This window comes from Conexibacter sp. JCM 18997 (assembly GCF_055391915.1).
Map to the genome: position 1 here is coordinate 2,855,611 of NZ_AP043885.1, position 17,851 is coordinate 2,873,461.

15 protein-coding genes are annotated in these 17,851 nt (G+C 71.4%); 2 read left to right on the forward strand and 13 right to left on the reverse strand.

The window, feature by feature from the left end; genetic code table 11:
* Positions 1–3: 3 nt before the first annotated feature.
* From ACZ5UI_RS14565 to ACZ5UI_RS14625, 13 genes are read right to left on the reverse strand one after another with little or no spacing between them, the layout of a single operon-like run.
* Entirely contained in the window at positions 4–438 is a 435-nt protein-coding gene (locus ACZ5UI_RS14565; protein WP_464187995.1) for a hypothetical protein, read from the reverse strand.
* A 10-nt stretch (positions 439–448) separates the two neighbouring features.
* Positions 449–1,072, reverse strand: coding sequence for a hypothetical protein (locus tag ACZ5UI_RS14570; protein ID WP_464187997.1), 624 nt, complete (start codon positions 1,070–1,072; stop codon positions 449–451).
* Complete coding sequence (locus ACZ5UI_RS14575) at positions 1,060–1,803, reverse strand: TlpA family protein disulfide reductase (protein WP_464187999.1); 744 nt, start codon at positions 1,801–1,803, stop codon at positions 1,060–1,062. The genes ACZ5UI_RS14570 and ACZ5UI_RS14575 overlap by 13 nt, the downstream gene beginning before the upstream one ends.
* Entirely contained in the window at positions 1,803–4,421 is a 2,619-nt protein-coding gene (locus ACZ5UI_RS14580; protein WP_464188001.1) for an efflux RND transporter permease subunit, read from the reverse strand. The genes ACZ5UI_RS14575 and ACZ5UI_RS14580 overlap by 1 nt, the downstream gene beginning before the upstream one ends.
* 9 nt (positions 4,422–4,430) lie before the next feature.
* Positions 4,431–6,059, reverse strand: coding sequence for an MlaD family protein (locus tag ACZ5UI_RS14585; RefSeq protein ID WP_464188003.1), 1,629 nt, complete (start codon positions 6,057–6,059; stop codon positions 4,431–4,433).
* A 43-nt stretch (positions 6,060–6,102) separates the two neighbouring features.
* Complete coding sequence (locus ACZ5UI_RS14590) at positions 6,103–7,515, reverse strand: MlaD family protein (protein ID WP_464188005.1); 1,413 nt, start codon at positions 7,513–7,515, stop codon at positions 6,103–6,105.
* Positions 7,515–9,380 (reverse strand): MlaD family protein, encoded by a 1,866-nt coding sequence (locus ACZ5UI_RS14595; protein ID WP_464188008.1) that lies wholly within the window; start codon positions 9,378–9,380, stop codon positions 7,515–7,517. Before ACZ5UI_RS14595 ends, ACZ5UI_RS14590 begins: the two co-directional genes overlap by 1 nt.
* Complete coding sequence (locus ACZ5UI_RS14600; protein WP_464188010.1) at positions 9,380–10,798, reverse strand: MlaD family protein; 1,419 nt, start codon at positions 10,796–10,798, stop codon at positions 9,380–9,382. The genes ACZ5UI_RS14595 and ACZ5UI_RS14600 overlap by 1 nt, the downstream gene beginning before the upstream one ends.
* Positions 10,795–12,357, reverse strand: a complete 1,563-nt coding sequence (locus ACZ5UI_RS14605) for an MlaD family protein (protein ID WP_464188012.1) — start codon at positions 12,355–12,357, stop codon at positions 10,795–10,797. Before ACZ5UI_RS14605 ends, ACZ5UI_RS14600 begins: the two co-directional genes overlap by 4 nt.
* Positions 12,354–13,694 (reverse strand): MlaD family protein, encoded by a 1,341-nt coding sequence (locus tag ACZ5UI_RS14610; protein WP_464188014.1) that lies wholly within the window; start codon positions 13,692–13,694, stop codon positions 12,354–12,356. Before ACZ5UI_RS14610 ends, ACZ5UI_RS14605 begins: the two co-directional genes overlap by 4 nt.
* Before the next feature lie 30 nt (positions 13,695–13,724).
* Positions 13,725–14,735 carry an ABC transporter ATP-binding protein gene (locus ACZ5UI_RS14615; RefSeq protein WP_464188016.1) on the reverse strand — a complete coding sequence of 337 codons (1,011 nt, stop codon included), beginning with the start codon at positions 14,733–14,735 and terminating at the stop codon, positions 13,725–13,727.
* Position 14,736: 1 nt separating this feature from the next.
* Positions 14,737–15,531 (reverse strand): ABC transporter permease, encoded by a 795-nt coding sequence (locus ACZ5UI_RS14620; protein ID WP_464188018.1) that lies wholly within the window; start codon positions 15,529–15,531, stop codon positions 14,737–14,739.
* The gene (locus ACZ5UI_RS14625) at positions 15,532–16,272 is read right to left on the reverse strand and encodes an MlaE family ABC transporter permease (protein ID WP_464197828.1); all 741 of its coding nucleotides are present in this window, start codon (positions 16,270–16,272) and stop codon (positions 15,532–15,534) included.
* 279 nt (positions 16,273–16,551) lie between these two features.
* On the opposite strand from ACZ5UI_RS14625, the gene ACZ5UI_RS14630 reads away from it, so the two are divergent.
* The gene (locus ACZ5UI_RS14630; protein ID WP_464188021.1) at positions 16,552–17,118 is read left to right on the forward strand and encodes a hypothetical protein; all 567 of its coding nucleotides are present in this window, start codon (positions 16,552–16,554) and stop codon (positions 17,116–17,118) included.
* On the forward strand, positions 17,118–17,825 hold the full coding sequence (locus ACZ5UI_RS14635) for a hypothetical protein (protein ID WP_464188023.1): 708 nt from the start codon (positions 17,118–17,120) through the stop codon (positions 17,823–17,825). Before ACZ5UI_RS14630 ends, ACZ5UI_RS14635 begins: the two co-directional genes overlap by 1 nt.
* Positions 17,826–17,851: the final 26 nt, after the last annotated feature.

The following is a 17,851-nucleotide window of genomic DNA, read 5'->3' on the forward strand; positions in this document are numbered from 1 at the left end:
GGGCTAGCAGCTGGCTAAGGGACAGCCCGACGACAGCTTGACGTGCCACCAGCCGGCGAGCATGCCGATGATCCCCAGGCGCGGCCGCACGGCGTAGACGCCGCAGCCGCCCTCCCCCAGCGCGCTGGCCGGGATCCGCGCGAAGCGGTGGCGTCCGGGCGCCAGCAGCATCCGCTCGAGCTGGACGCGGGCCTGCTCCTGGGCCCGGCCGCGCTCGGCCTGCAGCGCCTGCGCGTGGGCCAGGCGGGCGCTGAGCGCGTCGCGGGCGCGCTCCAGCTCGCCGAGGCTCAGCAGCCGCGCGCCGCGCGTGCGTCCGGGCGTGGCCAGCGCGACGTCCAGCGCCGACAGCTCGCGCTCCAGGCGCGTCAGCTGCGCGCGCAGCGAGGCGCGGGCGGCGGCGTGGTCGGGGACGACGACACGGTCGAGGACGACGACCATGCGCTGGAGGCTACTCCGCCCCGCCGCCGGACGCGCCGTCCGGGTCCAGCAGCTCGGCGCTGAGCTCCAGCGCCTCACGCACGAAGACCTCCGGCACCCCGGGCGCGCGGACCGCGTAGAGCACCAGCGTGCGGGTGGCCTTCGTCGCCGCCGCGCGCTCGCCGGGCGCGCCGAACAGCGCGGCGACGACGCCCGTCGCGTCGCACACCGCGATCCGCCCGAGGTCGTCCAGGCCCAGGGCCAGCGCGCCGTCGACCGCCGCGCCGTCCACCGCCCACACGCCCACGCCCGTCTCCACGCAGGCGATCGTCAGCGCGTCGTCGGGCAGCCCGCGGGGCAGGAACCCGCCGTCGATCAGGCGCTTGACCACCGCCTCCTCCTGGGGCACGCGGTGGACGTCGGGGTCGACGCCCACGTGGCGGAAGAACACCCGGTGCGCGTGGGCCACCGGCTGGCGGCGCAGGGCCACCGCCTGCGGGCCGCGCCAACGGTCCGACAGGTGGGCCAGGCGCGCGCGCACGTCGGGCGGCGTGCGCATCGGCGCGGCGGCCACCGTGGTCCACAGCAGGCCGAGCGCCGGGAACTCCTCGGCGATCGCCGGCGCGACGGCACCGACCTCGATCAGCCCGTCCACCCGCGCTCCCGCGAGGCGGCCAGCAGCCGCCGCACGCGCCCGTCCAGCTCCGCCGCCGGCTCGTGGCCCAGCACCGTTCCGCGCACGGTGCCGTCGGGGTAGACGAACGCGACGTGCGGGCAGACGGCGACGCCGTACAGGCCGGCGAGCACGCCGTCGTGGTCGTAGCCGACCGGGAACGTCCAGCCGTGCTCGGCCACCGTCCGGCGCAGGTCGCCACGGTCGCCGCGGATCGCCACCGCCGCGACCTGCAGCTTGGGGTAGCGCTGGTGGATGTCCTGGAGATCGTCGAGGGCGTCGGTGCAGTCGCCGCCCCGGGTGGCCAGGAAGGCGAGCACGAGCGGGCCGCGCTCGAGCAGCTCGCACGAGTTGAGCACCTTCGGCCCGCGCACCGCACAGGCGGGCCGGTCGCCCGCGCTGCCCGAGTCGGGCTTGCGCGCGACGTTGACGTCGCCCTCCAGGTCGCTGGTGGCCAGCGGCGCCGCGAACGGCGGGATCCGCGTGCCCGGGGCCAGGCCCGACGAGCCGCCCGCGTCGCCGCCGAACGCGTTCAGGGTGATCAGCGCGATCCCCACCAGCGCCAGCGCACCGACCAGCCAGCCCCAGCGGCTGGCCCACGGCGGGCGCACGTTGGGCACCGGCGCGGTGGGCGGCTTGCGCGGCGGCGGGGCGGACGGCGGGGGCGACTCGTCCGGCTCGGCGTCCGGGCGGAAGTCGAGCGGTCCGCCCATCAGGCGGGGACCGCCGGCTGCGGTCGCTCGTCGGCCCGGCGCGCGCGTCGCGCCGCCCGCCGCTCGGCGGCCACCAGCACCGCCGGCAGGACGATCAGGACGCCGATCAGCGAGACCGCCAGGTCGATCACCGTGACCCAGCCGAAGTCACGCAGCATCTGGATGTCGGAGACGATCAGCACCGCGAACCCGGCAATCGCGGTGACGCCCGAGGCGACGACCGCCGCGCCGGTCGAGCGGTACGTGCGCTCTAGCGCCGCGCGCGGCTCCAGACCGCCCTCGCGTTCCTGGCGGTAGCGCTCGGAGAGCAGCACGCTGAACTCGGTCGAGATCGCCACCACCAGCGCGCCCAGCGTCACCGACATCGGGTTCAGCTCGACGCGCAGCACGGCCAGCACGAGCGCCGACCAGCCGGTGGCCAGCACGATCGGGGCCAGCGGCACCAGCGCGCGCCGGGCCGAGCGCAGCGCGATCAGGAGCACCAGCGCGACGGCCAGCAGCGAGGCCAGCAGGAGCCCGAAGCGCCGCCACGGCGAGGCGACCGCGTCGTTGGCCTGCGCGGCCAGCACGGGCAGGCCGACGAGCTTGGCGGTCACGCCGGGCGGCGGATCGAGCTCGGCGCGCATCGTGTCGATCACCTGCTGCTGGCGCTCCAGCGGCATCAGGCGGATGCCGAAGGCCAGCGTCGCGGCGCTGCGGTCGGGCGTGATCACGGCCTGGGAGAAGTACGGCGGCACCGCGTCCAGCAGCGCCTTGGCCTGCGCTTGGGTGGGCGTGTCCTGGCCGGCGAACAGGTCGGGCAGCGAGAAGGCGGGGCACAGCGTCGCCTGCCCGCAACGCTGGCCGCTGCCGTAGCCGAACTCGCGCAGCACGCGCTGCTGGTAGTCGGCCATCCACGACAGCACCGCCGGGTCGGTCAGGTCGTCGGCGTCGACCATCACGTCGATCTCGCCGCCCACCCCCGTGGACTCCTGCAGCGCGCGCAGGTCGCCCAGCGCGGGCAGGTCCTGGGGCACGAGCTTGTTGACGTCGGACTCGACCGTGGCCTGGGTGTCCAGCGCCCAGCCGGCCGCGGCCAGCACCACCGCGACGCCCACGACGACCGCCCCGCGCCGCAGCGCCGCGCCAACGACCCAGTCGCCCGCGCGCCGCCCGCCGCGGCGCACCGCGCGGGCCAGCGGGTTGTTGGCCACGAGGTCGTCCGCGCCCGCCACGGCGCCGCGCCAGGCCCGCAGCCGCGCCCCGCCCGGGCCGCGGCGCCGGACCAGGGTGAGCACGGCCGCGCCGGCGGTCAGCGTGCAGGCCAGCGCCAGCAGGACGCCCGCGACGAGCAGCAGGCCGAAGTCGCGCACCATCGGCACCGGCGACAGTCCCAGCACCGCGAAGCCGGCCGCGGTGGCGATGCCCGCGGTGACGATCGTCGGGCCGCCCAGCCGCGCCGCGGCCACCGGATCGGGGTGGGCGGGATCGCATTCCCGGGCGCGCGACTGGAACTGGATGCCGTAGTCGACGGCCAGGCCGATCAGCACCGGCACCACACCGATCGACGCCATCGTCAGCGGGAGGCCCGCGAGGGCCAGCGCGCCGAAGGTCAGCCCCGCCGCGCACAGCGCGATCAGCAGCGGCAGCAGCCGCGGGCGCCCCCGGAAGACGAGCGCCAGCACGACGGCCATGGCCACCAGCGCGACGATCAGCAGCGTGACCAGCGAATGGGTGATCGCGTCGGCCAGGTCGTTGAGCACCGCCGGCGCGCCGGTGACGACGTACCGGCCGCCCTCGCCCAGGTGCCACTGCGGCATGGCCACGGCCTGGCGGATCAGCGCGATCGCCTCGCGCCGGTCGGCGTCGCTGAGGCCCGGGCGCAGGCGCACCTGGATCAGCGCGGAGCCGCGCGTCGGGAACAGGTAGGCGAAGCGCGCCTTGGGCACGCCGGCGCCGTCGGGCGAGCCGTCGGCGAACACGAGCTTGCTGACGAAGCTCGTGTCGTTCAGCTGCGGGACCCCGGTGAGCCCGTACTGGACCGCGATCGACAGGACGTCGCGCGTGTACTGCGCGTTGACCACCTCGCGCGCCTGCTTGGCGAACTCCTCGGCGCGGGCCGCCGAGTAGCCCTTCTTCAGCGCCAGCTCGCGGGCCGCCGTGGCCGCCTGCTTGGCCTGCGCGGCGCTGGCCGTCGAGCGCTTCTGGAACTCGTCGGAGATCTGGCGGACCGACTCGTTGACGAACGTGCCCGGCCCGTAGACGACCTGGACCGGCTTCAGCGCGGCGAGCTTGCCGCAGGGCGAGTCGACGCCGCCGGGCGGCGTCGCGTCCGACGGACGGTTGCCCGACAGGCACCCCTCCAGCCCGAGCACGGCGTCGAGGTCCTGGGTCAGCAGCAGCCGGCGCAGGTCCTCGCGCACCAGCACGTAGACCGCGTCGTCGCCGAAGCGCTCGTAGTAGTCCTGCGTCGACTGCCACGCGTCGGAGGACTGCCCGACGAGCGTGTCGGCGCCGCTGGACGGCTTCAGCGTCGTGACGGCCAGCGCGGCCGCCCCGGCCGCGAGCAGCAGCACGACGGCCAGCACCGTCCGCGGGCGGCGCCCCACCTGGGCCACCCACCGCGCCAGGAAGGTCATGGCCTCAGGCTAGGGCTCGGCCGTGTGCCCGTTGGGCGCGGCCGAGATCTGCGGGTACTGCGTCGTGCCCGCCCGCGTGGTGAAGTCCGCGGCCTGCTTGCACGGCGGCGCGATGTTCCCGAGCAGGCCGGTGGTCAGCGAGCCGCCCAGCAGGTTGGTGAGCAGGTCCAGCTGCAGCGCCGGCGCGACGTAGGAGTTGAAGATCGACACCAGCTGCTGGCCCTGCTCGGCGGTCAGGCCCTGCACCGCCGGCGGCAGCAGGGAGGTGAGCGAGTTCGTCGCCCCGCCGACCGCGCCGATCAGCAGCTCCGGCGTGGCGAAGGCGGGCAGCCCACGGCCGTCGAGGCACTGGCGCGTCTCGTAGGAGTACAGGCCCTGGGCCAGCCCGTCGAACGCGTTGGGGTGCTGGTAGGGGTTCGGGCGGTTCGTCGGGAGCCGGCGCGGATAGATCGCCAGGTTCTCGGCCGTGATCGGGTTGAGCGTGCGCAGGTAGTGGATCGGCGGGCTGTCACCCGACGGGGCCGTGGCCTGCGTGGCCGCGACGACGTTGGCGAAGAACGCGTTGAGCTCGCGCGGGTACTCGCCGATGAAGGCCAGCACCGGGTTGAGCTGGGCCAGCGGCGCGTCGAACTCGCCCAGGAACGGCGCCAGCTGATCGAGGAAGGACTGGACCGCGGGCAGCCCCTTCTCGGAGGCGTCGATCAGCGGGTCCAGATCCCGGAAGAAGGCGTTGAGGTCCGGCGCCAGCCCCTGCAGCTCCTTCAGCGTGGGCGACAGCTCACGCGCGAACGGGCGCAGCTGGGTGACCAGCGGGTTGGTGTTGTTGGCGAACGCCGTCAGCCGCTTGACCGTCTCGGTCGACTCCTGCTCGAACGTCGGCAGCGCCTTGAAGAAGGCCTGCAGATCCTCGTCCTGCTGGGCCGTGGTCTGGAAGACCGCGTTGGAGTTGGTGATCAGCGAGGCGAGCTGGTCGTCGCGGGCGGTCAGCGCGTTGAACACGTCGCCGGTGCCGTTGACGATGTTGCGCACGTCGGTGCCCTGCGACTTGAGGATGCGCAGCAGCTGGTTGGTGTCGACGGCGAACGGCGCCAGGTTGCCCAGCGCGTCGTTGATGTTCTTGCCCTGCCCGTTGAGGCCCTGGGCCTGCGCCTGGAGCCACACCTGGAACGCGTCCCGCGTCTTCTTGTCGAACGTGCTGAGCAGCTCGTCCAGCTCGACCGTGTCCGACACCTGCGAGGCGGGCAGGTTGCCGTCCTCGGGGAGCATGCCCTTGTCCTTGTGCCCGGGCGAAAGCTCGACGTAGGTCTCCCCCAGCAGCGTCTTCTGGCGCAGGACGGCGCGCGTGTCCTTGGGGATCGGCGAGTACGCGCGGTCCATCTCGATGACCGTCATCGAGCGGCCGTCGTTCGTCGTCTCGATCTGCTTGACCTTGCCGACCGACACGCCGGAGATGCGCACGTCGGCCTCCTTGGCCAGCTGCGTGGCCTCGCCGAACGAGGTCGTGAAGCGGTAGCCCTTGGGCGCCAGCGGCGTCGGGCCGCCGAAGGCCAGCCACAGGAACAGCAGCAGGCCGAAGCAGGACAGCGCGAAGCCCACCATCACGAGCAGTCGGCCGAAGGTCGGAGCTTGCTTCTGCATCAGTGGCTCCTCCCGGCGGCGCGGGGGTGTGCGGAAGGAACCACTACCCACCCGCCCCCGGTGTCGCGGCGGTGGGAACCGTCGGTGTGCCGGCGGTGCCGGTGCCCGTGGTCGACGGCGGCGTCGTGCCCGCCGAGGCCGGCGTCGAGCAGACGCTGCTCGGCGTGACCGGGTTCAGCAGGCTGACCAGCTGGCCCAGGCGCGGGTTGGCCCGGATCAGGTTCGGCAACGTCTGCAGGGTCGAGCAGGAGGCCAGCACCGCGCCGCGGCGGATCGCGCCCATGCCGTCCTGGGCCCCGAAGATCGAGTTGCCCGCGTGGTTGGTCCACGCGGCCCAGAACAGGTAGCCCTCCTCGGCGTCGCCGGGCGGGTTGTAGGCCAGCTCGTTGAGCAGGATGTTGACGACCTTGAAGGCGCTGGTCAGGTCCGGCGTGAGCTTGGCCAGGTTCTGGGCGGCGGGCCGCAGGATCCGCACGGTGGGCAGCGACTCACGCGCGAACGGGCGCAGCTGGTTCTGGATGATCGGCGTCGTCTCTTCCAGGAACGGCCGCATCTGCTGCAGCGTGGGCCCGAGCGCGCGGGCGGCCGGTCGCAGGTCCTGCAGTGTCGGCCCCAGCACGTTGGCCAGCTTGTTGGCCTTGCCCAGGTTCGTCTGGGCCACCTGCAGCGTCTCGGGCAGCTGGTCCAGCGTCGAGCGCAGCGCGCGGTCCTGGTTGGTGAAGGCCTGGAAGACGGCGTTGGACGCGTCGACCAGCTGGGCCAGGTCCTTGTCCTTCGTGGCGACCGCCTCGGTGAGCAGCCGGAAGTTGCCGATCGAGCGCTTGATGTTCTCGTGGCGCTCGGCCAGCAGGCGCGTGATCTCCAGCAGGTCGCGGCTGGTCGGCTCGAAGCGGCGGAAGGTGTTGGCCAGGTCGTTGGAGCGGCCCTTCAGCCCGCGGCCGGCCTCGCCGAGCAGGATCTGCAGGTACTCGCGGGTGTCGGTGTCCAGCGAGGCGAGGATCTGGTCGAAGTTGACCGTCGCCTCGGTGTGGCTGGACGGGATCACCCAGTCCGCGGCGGCCTTGCCGGCCGACGGCGTGCCCGGATCGAGCTGGATCGTCATGTCGTTCAGCCCGGTCTTGGGCCGCACGACCGCGGTCGCGTTGTTGTAGAGCTGCGCGTCGCCGCGGTGGATCTTCATCGTCACCACGGCGCGGCCGTTGACCAGCTCGACCTTGGCGATCTCGCCGACCTTGACGCCCGCGATCGCCACCTCCTGACCCTGCCCCGGCATGAGCGCCTGGGCGGTGGAGATCTCCAGCTGGCGGTCGACGAAGTCCGATCCGACGATCGGCACCCAGTCGGGCAGGTAGAAGCGCTGGTTGGAGAGGATGTAGCCGCCGACCACGATCGCGATCAGCAGCAGCACGATGATCGCGGCGAAGTCCTTGGCGTGGTTGCGGATCGCGCGGGCCATCAGCCGCCGCTCCCCACGCCGCGGAACGGGTTCAGACGGCTCAGCAGCTGGCCGGCGACGTCGTCGTCGGGCACGACGGCGCGCTGGCGGGCCTTGGCGGCCTTGGCCTTGCTCGTCTTGGCCGCCTGCTTCTTGGCGCTCTTGCTGGCCTTGAGCTTCGTCGTGCCGCCGCCCACCGGCGTGCCGCCCAGGACCTGGCCGACCGCGCCCGTGACCGTGTTGGTGACGGTGCCGATCGCGCCCTGGCTGGTCAGCTGGTCGGCCAGCCCGGTGAGGTCGGTGACCAGGCTGTTGATGATCGGCTGCAGCGGGCCGGCGGCGGTGTCGACGAGCTGCGTCGCGTTGCCGATCGTCGTCGGCGGCGTCGTGCGCGACGACTCGCCGGCGCCCACCGCGGCACCGTTGAGGTCCGGCAGCTGCTGCGTGTAGCAGGGCACGTCGGGCCGGTAGGGCGGGCGCTGGGCCGGGTAGGCGGGGCGCGTGCCCAGCGGGGCCGTGTCGGCGCGGCCGAACAGCTGCTCACCGGAGATCGCGCTCTTGCCCGTGGAGATCGTCTGGGTGCCGGCACCGGGCTGGAAGCGGACGTACATGCCGTTGCCGTCGAAGTTCTGCCCCTCGCTGGCCAGCCCGACCATCGCGTACCAGAACTCCTTGTAGTTCTCCTTGCCCGTGGTCAGCGGACCGTCCTCGATGACGATGTCGCCGGTCGGGAGGATCACGCGGGCGACGCACTTGGAGGCCAGGTCGGTCTGGGGCAGCAGCTCGTTGGTGCTGTCGATCACCTTGGCCAGGTCCTGCGTGGCCGGCGACAGCTCGCGGGCCAGGCCCTGCAGCTCGCTGGGCTGCAGCAGCGCGCGCGTCTGCTTGATCCACGGGAAGGACGCCTTGACCGTGGCCGGGGTCTCCTTGACGCCGGGCAGGATCTCGCGGGCGAAGGCGCGCGTCGGCGGGAAGGCGCGGTTGAGGCTGGCCAGCGTGCGGTCGGTCACGTCGAGCGTGGGCGACAGCTCGCGGATCGTCGTGCGCAGGTTGTCGGACTCGTCGGCGAAGATCTTCATCGTCGAGTTGAAGTTCGTGACGAAGTCCTGCAGGACGCGCTCGTTGCGGCCCAGCGCGCCGGTCACCTTGGCCAGGCTGGCGATGATCGTCGACAGGTCGTCGGGCTGCTGGCCCAGGAACGCCTCGTTGACGATCGAGACGTTCTTCTCGGCGGGGCCGGCCGTGTCGAACGCGTCGTTGAGCGACTGCGCCGCCGTCTCCCCGCGGGTGTCGGGGTCGGCCTGCGCGTCGTCGGCGGGGGTCGGCTGGGCGGTCAGCGCGTTGCCGTAGTCCTGCAGCACCTGCTGCAGCGAGCGGCGCGTGTCCTGCTGCAGCGCGGTCAGCACGTCGCCGAACTGCACCGGCGCGGCGGTCTGCGTGTAGTTCAGCGAGTCGCCGTCGTCGATCGTCGGCGAGCTCGGCGTGCCGGGCTGCAGATCCACGAAGAAGTTGCCCTCCAGGAAGATGCGCGGGCGGATCTTCGCGGTGGCGTCCTTGTGGATGGGCAGCGCCTTGTCCTTCAGCTCGAGCGTGACCACCGACATGTCGGTGTCCTTCCAGCGCTCGATCTTCGTGACCTTGCCCACGTCGACGCCGGCGATGCGCACCGGCGAGTTGGGCCGGATCGAGTTGGCGTTCTGGAAGACCGCCTGGACGCGGAAGCCGTGCGTGAACGGCACCTTCTTGGCGAAGGCGAAGTACACGCCGATCGCGCAGACCAGCAGCACCAGCCCGCCGGCCAGGCCCGGGTGGATGCCGCGGCGGTCCTTGCGCGGGATGCGCGGCTTGTCGGTCCCACCCGCCCCGTTGCGCCGGAAGAGGGCCATCAGTCGTCCAGGCTCCGCGTCGTCTTCTCGGTCGTGTTCGACTGCGTGCCCGGCTGGTTGCCGATCACGGTCTGACCCGGGATGTAGGTCTCGTTGCCCGCCTCACACTCGTCGGGCTGGCCCGGCGACGCCGTGTTCGGGTAGGCGTTGGTGTGCAGGTAGTTGTCGCGCAGCGGGCCGGCGGCCGGCTTGGACGCGGGGCCGCCCTCGTTGTTGGGCCCGTTGGGGGCCACGATCACCATGAACCGCTGCCAGGTGCCGTTGGCGTCGCCGTCGCTGAGCAGCGAGGCGATGTTGCGGAACCACAGGGTGATGTAGTTGCAGACGGTCTGGGCCGGGGCCAGGTGGTTGATCGTCGGCGCGAGGATGTCGGTCGTCGTCTGCAGGTCGGCGATGCCCAGCGAGGTCGCCGGGTTGGTGGCGAAGCGCTCCAGCGACTCGAAGGTCGGGATCAGGCGCTCGTTGAGCGCGATCGAGCGGCGCAGCGAGCGCTCGCCGTTGGTGGCCGCCTCGGCCAGGTCCGGCGCGGCGGTGCGCAGCGCACGCACGCCCGGGCGCAGCTCGTGGAAGAGCGCGGCCGAGTTGGCCAGGAACGGCCGCTGCTGCGGGAAGCCGGTGATCGCCGCGTCCAGCGCCGCCGGGCCGCCCTCGATCGACTCGGCGATCTCCGGGCGCACCTGGTCGAGCGCCTTGAAGGTGGTGTCGAGGTTGACGAACAGGTCGGCCTGGGTCTGGGCGACCGGCTCGACGATGCGCGCGCCGCGCTCCAGCGCCTGGAACAGCTGCCCCAGCCGCGTGCGGCGGTCGGACAGGTTCTGCATGACCGGCACGAGGTTGGCGAGCAGCGGGTTCAGCTCCTCGATCGCGCGGTTGATGTCCTGACCGCGCCCGGCCAGCGCCGCGCCGAACTCGTTCAGCTGAACCTGCTGCGCCTTGCGCGTCGGCTCGTTGAACATGTTCAGGAACTCGTCGAACTCGACCGGGATCGGCTTGGCCTGCGAGATCGGCGTGGTGGCGCCGTCCTCGAAGCCCTCCTTGCCGTCGCCCCGGTTGATCTGCAGGTACTTCAGGCCCAGCGCCGAGCGCGGGCGCACCTGGAAGGTCGAGTTGGTGGCCAGCGGGTCCTGGTCGGTCTGCAGCTTGACCGTCAGCTGCGCGTAGTAGCGGTTGTCCTGGCTGCGCTTGGGCGTGATCTCGGAGATCGCGCCGACGCGCGTCCCGCCGACGCGCACGTCGTTGCCGACGACCAGGTTGGCCGCGTTGGGCACGTTGACCTTCAGCGTGTAGGTCGGCACGAACGGCAGGCCGTTGTTGGCGTTGTAGGCCAGGAAGACGGCCACGACGATGACCAGCACGGTGGCCGCGCCGATCAGCACCGGGTTGGCCGCGATCGAGCTCTGACGGCGACGGCGCCTCACTTGCCGCCTCCGAGCAGGTAGTCCAGCAGGCGGCCGGTCGGATCGGTGCTGCTGGCCGCCGGGTCGGCCGCGGCGGGCGCGGGATCAGCGGAGGTGGTGGTGGGTGCCGCGGTGGTGGTCGCCGCGGCCGGATCGCTCGTGGCGGCCGGGTCGGCGGTGGTCGGCGCCGACGGTGCGGGCGTCGAGCCGGGCAGCACGGCCGGCGGCAGCGAGATCGGCTGCTCGGCGGCGCTGGCCGGGTCGTCGCCGGACTGCTTGTCGCCCCAGCCCTTGAGCGCCTTGGTGCCCGCGTCCTCGACGCTGCGCGCGGTGGCGCCCGCCTTGGTGAAGGTCGCCTCGCAGCCGATCGTCAGCTCGGTCGCGTAGGTCGAGCAGGTGTTCAGCAGCAGGCCCGCGCGCAGGTAGTGACCAGCGGTGTCGAACCCGTTGATCGCCGTCATCTGGAAGAACAGGTAGTCCATCGCCCGCTCGATGCCGCCCGTGTCGCGCAGGCTGACCAGGAGGCTGTTGAGGTCGCTGGCCAGCGGCGCCAGCGAGGTCGACAGGTCGTTGACGTCCTGGGTGATCGGCCGGACCGTCTTCATGGCCCGGGTGCCGACCTCGGCCGCCCGGCCCAGCGACGGGAACGACGCGCGGCCGGCCTCGGCCAGCGGCCCGAGCCGCTGGATCAGCGTGTTGATGTTGTCCGACTGCGCGTCCAGATCGGTCAGCACCGGCGTCATCTGGTCGCTCAGCTGGCCCAGCCGGACCAGCGTCGGGCGCAGCTCCCGCAGGAAGACGGGCAGCTTCTCGAAGTTGTCCTCCAGCGCGCCGCGGTGCTCGGCGGTCGTCTGGTTGACGTTCTTGGCCCGCGTGATGAAGTCGGCGACCTGGGCGCGCTTCTCGGCCAGCGGCGCCAGCGTGGCGTCGGACTCCTCGGCCAGGTCGGCCAGGACCTGGTTCTGCTCCTTGAGGATGGCCAGGACCTTGTCGGTCTCCATCAGCGCGGGGTTCGCGCGGCGGATGACCTCGTTGAGGTCGCCACCACGGCCGGCCAGGCCGGTGCCGAACTCGTTGAGGATGATCGTCAGGCGCTGGCGCTCGGGCAGCTGGTAGATGCTGTTGATCAGGTCGAGGTCGACCGTCTTGAGCGTGTTGGTGACGGGCAGCAGGAACTCGCCCTCGCCCGGCCCCGACTCGATCTTCTTCAGCGGCGGCGGCGCCTGCTCGTCCTCGCCACGCGGCTCGGTCGGCGTGCACTCGACGAACTTCTCGCCGATCAGCGACTGCGGGCGGATCTGGCAGGTGGCGTCCTGGCGCCAGTCGCCGAAGCCGGCCTTGTCGATGTCCATGACGACCGCGGCCTTGTTGTCGTCGGTGACGCTGAGCGCCGTGATCTTGCCGACCTTGACCCCGGCGATCTTGACGTCCTCGCCCGGGATCACCGAGAAGGCGGAGTCGAAGATCGCGCGGACCCGGTAGGTGCCCGATCCGTTGTCGTCGTTGGACGCGCCGATGGCCAGGACCGCCACGACGACCGCGGCGGCGAGGACGGCGACGATGCCGATTGCCCGCTTCATGGCCCGGGGAGCACCTCCGCCGGGTTGCAGTCGAGCTTGCCGTCGGTGTCGCGCCAGGGCGCCGAGCCGTCGGCCGCCGGCTGGCTGGCCGCGCCGGGGCAGCGCGTCACGTTGCGCGTCGAGGTGCCGGTCAGCTTCCCGACCGGGCTCTGCGGCGTGAGCAGGCCGCCGGCCGGGTTGTCGGTGAAGGAGTACGGCGTGAACATCGGCATGATCCGGGCGTAGTGCCCGTTGGCGTCGTAGTTCGACGCGCCCTGGCCGAAGTCGCGCAGGAAGCCGACGAGCTCCGGCGTGTAGGGCCGGATGAAGTTCAGGACCGGGATCGACTTGCGCAGCGCCGTGGTGGCGTTCTTGAAGGCCGGCGTCGCGTTGCGGTCCAGCGACGGCGCCTTGTTGAGCAGGTCGGTCAGGTCGTTGTTGGCGCCCGGGTTGTTGATCAGCGTGCGCAGGTCGGCGATCGTCGGGCGCGCGTCGCGGACCAGCGGGCGCAGCTGGCGGAACAGCGGGGCGAGGTCCTTCGTGGCCGGCTTGGACGCGTCGACGAGCACGTCGAGGTCGTCCAGCGTGGCGCGCAGGTTGACGAAGGTCGTGTTGGCCCGGCGCAGCGTGACCGGCAGGCGCTGGAGGTCCTCCGACAGGGCGGCGCGCTCCTGGGCGATCGCGCCGGTCGTCGCGTTGGCGTTGGTGACCAGGTTGGTGATGTCGTCCGAGCGGGCCGACAGCGCCTGGGTCACGTCGGCGCCGTTGGACAGCAGGTCGCTGAGCGCCTGCTGGTCGCTGGTCACCTCGTTGACCAGCGCGCGGGTGGTCGACAGCGCCGGGTTGAAGTACTCGGCGGCCGCGTTGGCCTGCTCGCCCTTGTCCTGGAACTGGGTGGCCGAGCCCTGGATCACGTTCTGCAGCGCCTTGCGGGTGGGCGCGTCGAGCGTGTCGAACAGCTGGTCGAGGTCGACCGGCGACGTGGTCTTCTCCGCGCCGATCGTGGCGCCGTCGTCCAGCGCGCGGTTGCTGTTGGGCGCCATCGTCAGCGCGATGTAGCGGTTGGCCACGCCCGACAGCGACGTCTGGCGGATCAGCGCCGTCGTGCCCTCGCGCAGCGGCGCGTAGCCGCTCTCGACGGAGATCTCGACCTTCGCCTGGTTGTCGTTGGTCAGCGAGATGTCGTCGACCGAGCCGATCGCGCGGCCGCCGACCTGCACCTGGTCACCCTTGACGAGCTGGCCCGCGGTCTCGAAGACCACGTCGTACTTGTGGGTGTCGCCGCTGCGCAGCAGCAGGACAGCCACCACGACGACGGCGGCGACCAGCGCGGCGAATGCGATGCCGCGGGCGATCATGGGTGGCGGTTGACCCTCACCGGTGTGGGGTTACTCCATGCCAAGGGGACCCTGGGAGTCCCCTGACAGGAACTGGCGCACGAACGCGTTGTCGGAGTTGAACAGCTGCTCGGCCGGACCGGACTCGACGATCCGTCCCTTCCACAGCACCGAGATGTGCTCGGCCACGCGGCGGGCGCTCATGATGTCGTGGGTGATGACCACGTAGGCGCCGCCGTTCTCCTCGTGGATCTCCTGGATCAGCTCGCACAGCAGCGCCGTGCGGACGGGGTCCAGGCCCGAGTCGGGCTCGTCGAAGAGCACGATGTCGGGATCGAGCACGAGGGCCCGCGCGAAGCCGGCGCGCTTGCGCATGCCACCCGACAGCTCGTTGGGCATCTTGTCGCCCGCGTTCGTCAACCCGACCTCGGCCAGGCGCCGGTTGACGATCTCCATGACCTCTTCCTCGCCCTTGTCGGTGTGCTGACGCAGGGGGAAGGCGACGTTGTCGAGCAGGTTCATCGAGCCGAACAGCGCGCCGTCCTGGAACAGCACGCCGAAGCGCTTGCGCATGTCGAACAGCTCGTCGTCGTGCATGTTGGGCACGGACTCGCCGTGGACGATCACGTCGCCCTGGTCGGGATAGAGCAGGCCGACCATGTGCTTGATGCAGACGGACTTGCCGGTGCCGGACGGCCCCAGGATCATCGAGATCTTGTCCTCGGGGATGCCCATGTTCAGGCCCCGCAGGATCTTGTTGCGACCGAAGGCCTTGTGCACGTCGACGAACTCGATCGCGTCCTGCACGCCGGTCGGCTGCTGCTTGCCGGTGTGCCACTTGAACTCGTCGTCCTGGCCCTCGCCGGTGCCCGGGTTCTCCTTGACCACGGACACGCGCGACTGCTCCTCGGCGCGCTCCTCGTCGGCGGCCTCGTCGCGCTCCTGCGGCGTCGGGCTCTCGCGCACCTCGTCGGGGATCTCGACCGGGCCGGCGTCGGCCCGCGCGCGTTCGAGCTTCTCGCGCGGGTCCTCGATCGGCTTGTTCTTGTCGTCCTCGCTCATGTCACCCTCCGATTGGAGCTCGTGGGTTGGAGCCCCAGAACACCTGCGTCCCCAACATCCCGATGAGGTGGACCAGCACGATGTTCAAGACCATGGATTTCGCCGTCGCGGTGCCAACTCCCACCGGACCGCCGGACGCGTTGTATCCGTAGTAGCACCCGACCAAAACAATCGCGGTGGCCATGACCATGCCCTTGATCAGGCTGTAGAGCAAGTCGGGTGGGTTCTGGAACATCCAGAAAATGAGGAAATAGCCGCCGCTGGAGACCTCGCCTATCTGCTCGACCACCGCCAGGTACGAGGCGAAGAAGCCGGCGCCGACTGCCGCCAGGTACACGAACGGCAGCACCATCCAGCTGGCCAGCAGGCGCGTCGCGCACAGGAACAGGACGGAGTCGATGCCCATCACCTCGAGCGCGTCGATCTCGTCGGAGATGCGCATCGAGCCGAGCTCGGCCACGATGCCCGTGCCCACCTTGGCGGCCATCATGTAGCCGAAGGCGTAGGGCACGACCTCGCGCAGATCGCACCAGGCGGCGAACACGCCGGCGTTGGACGGCGCGCCGACCGAGCGGCTGAAGTACGCGCCCTCGATCCCGCACTGCAGGCCGATGATGAAGACCAGGCCCCAGATGACGATCGTCGAGGAGACGATCAGGATGCCCGCCTGGCGCAGCGTCTCCCCGAAGAAGCGGAAGACCTTGAAGGAGTAGACCTGACCGAGGATCCGCCCGCCGAACTTGGCGATCTCCCCGAACGAGGAGAGCCAGTCGAGTGGGACGGTCAGCCACCCCATCTAGCGGATCACCAGGATCTCGGGGTGCGTGGCCAGCAGCGTCTGCGTGAACACGTAGTTGAACGCGAAGACGCCGAGGAAGGCGATCACCACGGCCTGGTTGACGGCGCGGCCCACACCTTCGGCGCCGCCGGACGCGGTCATGCCCTTGTAACAGCAGACGATCGCGATGATCGCGCCGAACAGCGTCGTCTTGAGCACGCTGCCCCACAGGTCGGTGGTCGACGCGTTCGTGAAGAAGGTGGCCCAGAACGGTCCGAGCGGCGCGCCGTTGGTCAGCGTGGCCAGGATGCCGCCGAACACGCCGAAGATCAGCGCGTAGATGTTGAACAGGCCGGTGGCCAGCATCAGCGCCAGGAAGCGGGGCACGACGAGGTTCTTGATCGGGTCGACGCCGAGCACCTGCAGCGCGTCGAGCTCTTCTCGGATCTTGCGGGCCCCGAGGTCGGCGGTCATGGCCGTGCCGGCCACGCCGGCCAGCACGATCGCCGTCACGAAGGGGGCGAACTCGCGGATGGACGCGAGCACGAAGAAGCCGCCGAGACGATCCAGCGCGCCGAAGATGACCAGGAAGTTCGCGGCCTGCAGGCCGGGAGCGCCGTAGCCGAACGCGACCGTGCTGACCAGGAGCGGGAACCAGCACAGCTTGATCGCGAACAGGAACTGCGACACGAACTCGCCGCCATAGGGGTAGGGCGGCCGCAGGGCAGACGAAATCGTCTTCCCCGTAAGGATCATCATGTCGCCCGTCTCTTCGAGCAGGTTCTTCGTCGGCAAGAACGCTCGATCGGCGACGCTTCGGACCATCACCACCCTCCTGAAGTGCGGGAGTCAGGCAGGCACCCTCGGGAACCCGCTGACCGGGCCGGATCGTATGCAACGAACCGGATCCCTGCCAAACCACAACTGTTCATGTCTCTGTGTGAAACGCAGCACAGACCCTGGACTGGCGGTGATCCTAGGTGACCGCACGTTCAGTTGCACCTCGGATGCCGCCGCGAGTGGTACCGTCCCGGCCCTGTGAGAGGGGTGCTCGCGTTCTCGGTGTGTTGCGCGCTGGTCGCGATGGCGACCGGCTGCGGCGGTGGCGAGCGCCAGGACGCCAACGAGACGGCGGGCACGTTCGACATCCAGGTCGTGACCGCGTCGTTCCCCGAGGACCAGTCGATCTCCAGCCCGGTGCCGATGCGCATCGTCGTGCGCAACGCCGGCAAGCAGACCGTGCCCGACCTGGCCATCTCGCTGCAGGGCCTGTCGGATCGCAACCCCGGTCCGGGGCTGGCCGATCCCGAGCAGCCCGTGTGGATCATCGAGAGCCAGCCCACGGCCGACTCGACCGCCTTCGACTTCACCTGGGCGATGGGCCCGCTGCCGCCCGGCGGCACGCAGGAGTTCAAGCTGAAGCTGGCCCCGGCGGTGCCCGGCACCCACGAGGTCAAGTGGACCGTCGCCGCGGGCCTCAACGGCAAGGCGATGGCCCGCTCGTCGGGCGGGTCCCGTCCCGCGGGCACGTTCACGGTGCGGGTGTCGGATGAACCGGCCGCCGCACGCGTCGATCCCGACACCGGCCAGGTAGTGTCGGGGTAGTGCGGCGCAGCAACTACGACCTCAGCACAGCCCTCGTCGGCATCGGAGCGGTGGCCGTCCTGGTCAGCCTGTTCCTGGATTGGTATGAGCCGGGGCTGAACGCCTTCGACGTGTTCGAGCTCACCGACTGGCTGCTGGTGGCGCTGGCCATCGGCGCGCTGGTGGTGATCGCCACCGAGTCGTTCTCGGGCTCCAGCGGCGCCCCGACCAACCGGCTGGCCTGGATCTGCGGGCTGCTGGCCTTCGTGATCGTGGCCCAGCTGCTCGATCCCCCGCCGGCCGCCCGCGGTGCCGATCGCGACATCGGCGCGTGGCTGGCGCTGGCCGGCGCGGCGCTGATGGTCGGTGGTGCGGTGCTCGCGCTGCTGCAGATCTCGGTGACGATCGACGTGACCGAGCGTGAGCGCCGCCAGCGCATGGCCGCCGTGGACGCGCGCGCGGAGGACGGCGACGCGGCTCCCTCCCCCGGCCCGAGCGGCCCGGGCGGGGCCTCCGGGCTGTGGCAGGCCCCGTCGGCCGGCACGCCCGAAGCGGCCGAAGCGCCGACGACGGTCTCCGACGTGCCCGATCCCCCACCCGCGCCGCCCAAGCCCAAGCGGCCGGCGCGGCCCAAGCCGCCGGCGCAGTCGACGGCCGCTTCGCCGGACCCCGAGCGCACCCAGCCGCTCAAGCCTTCTGACCGCCCCGACGGCGACGACGCCTCCTAAGCGGTCCCGCCCACCCGCCCCGGCCT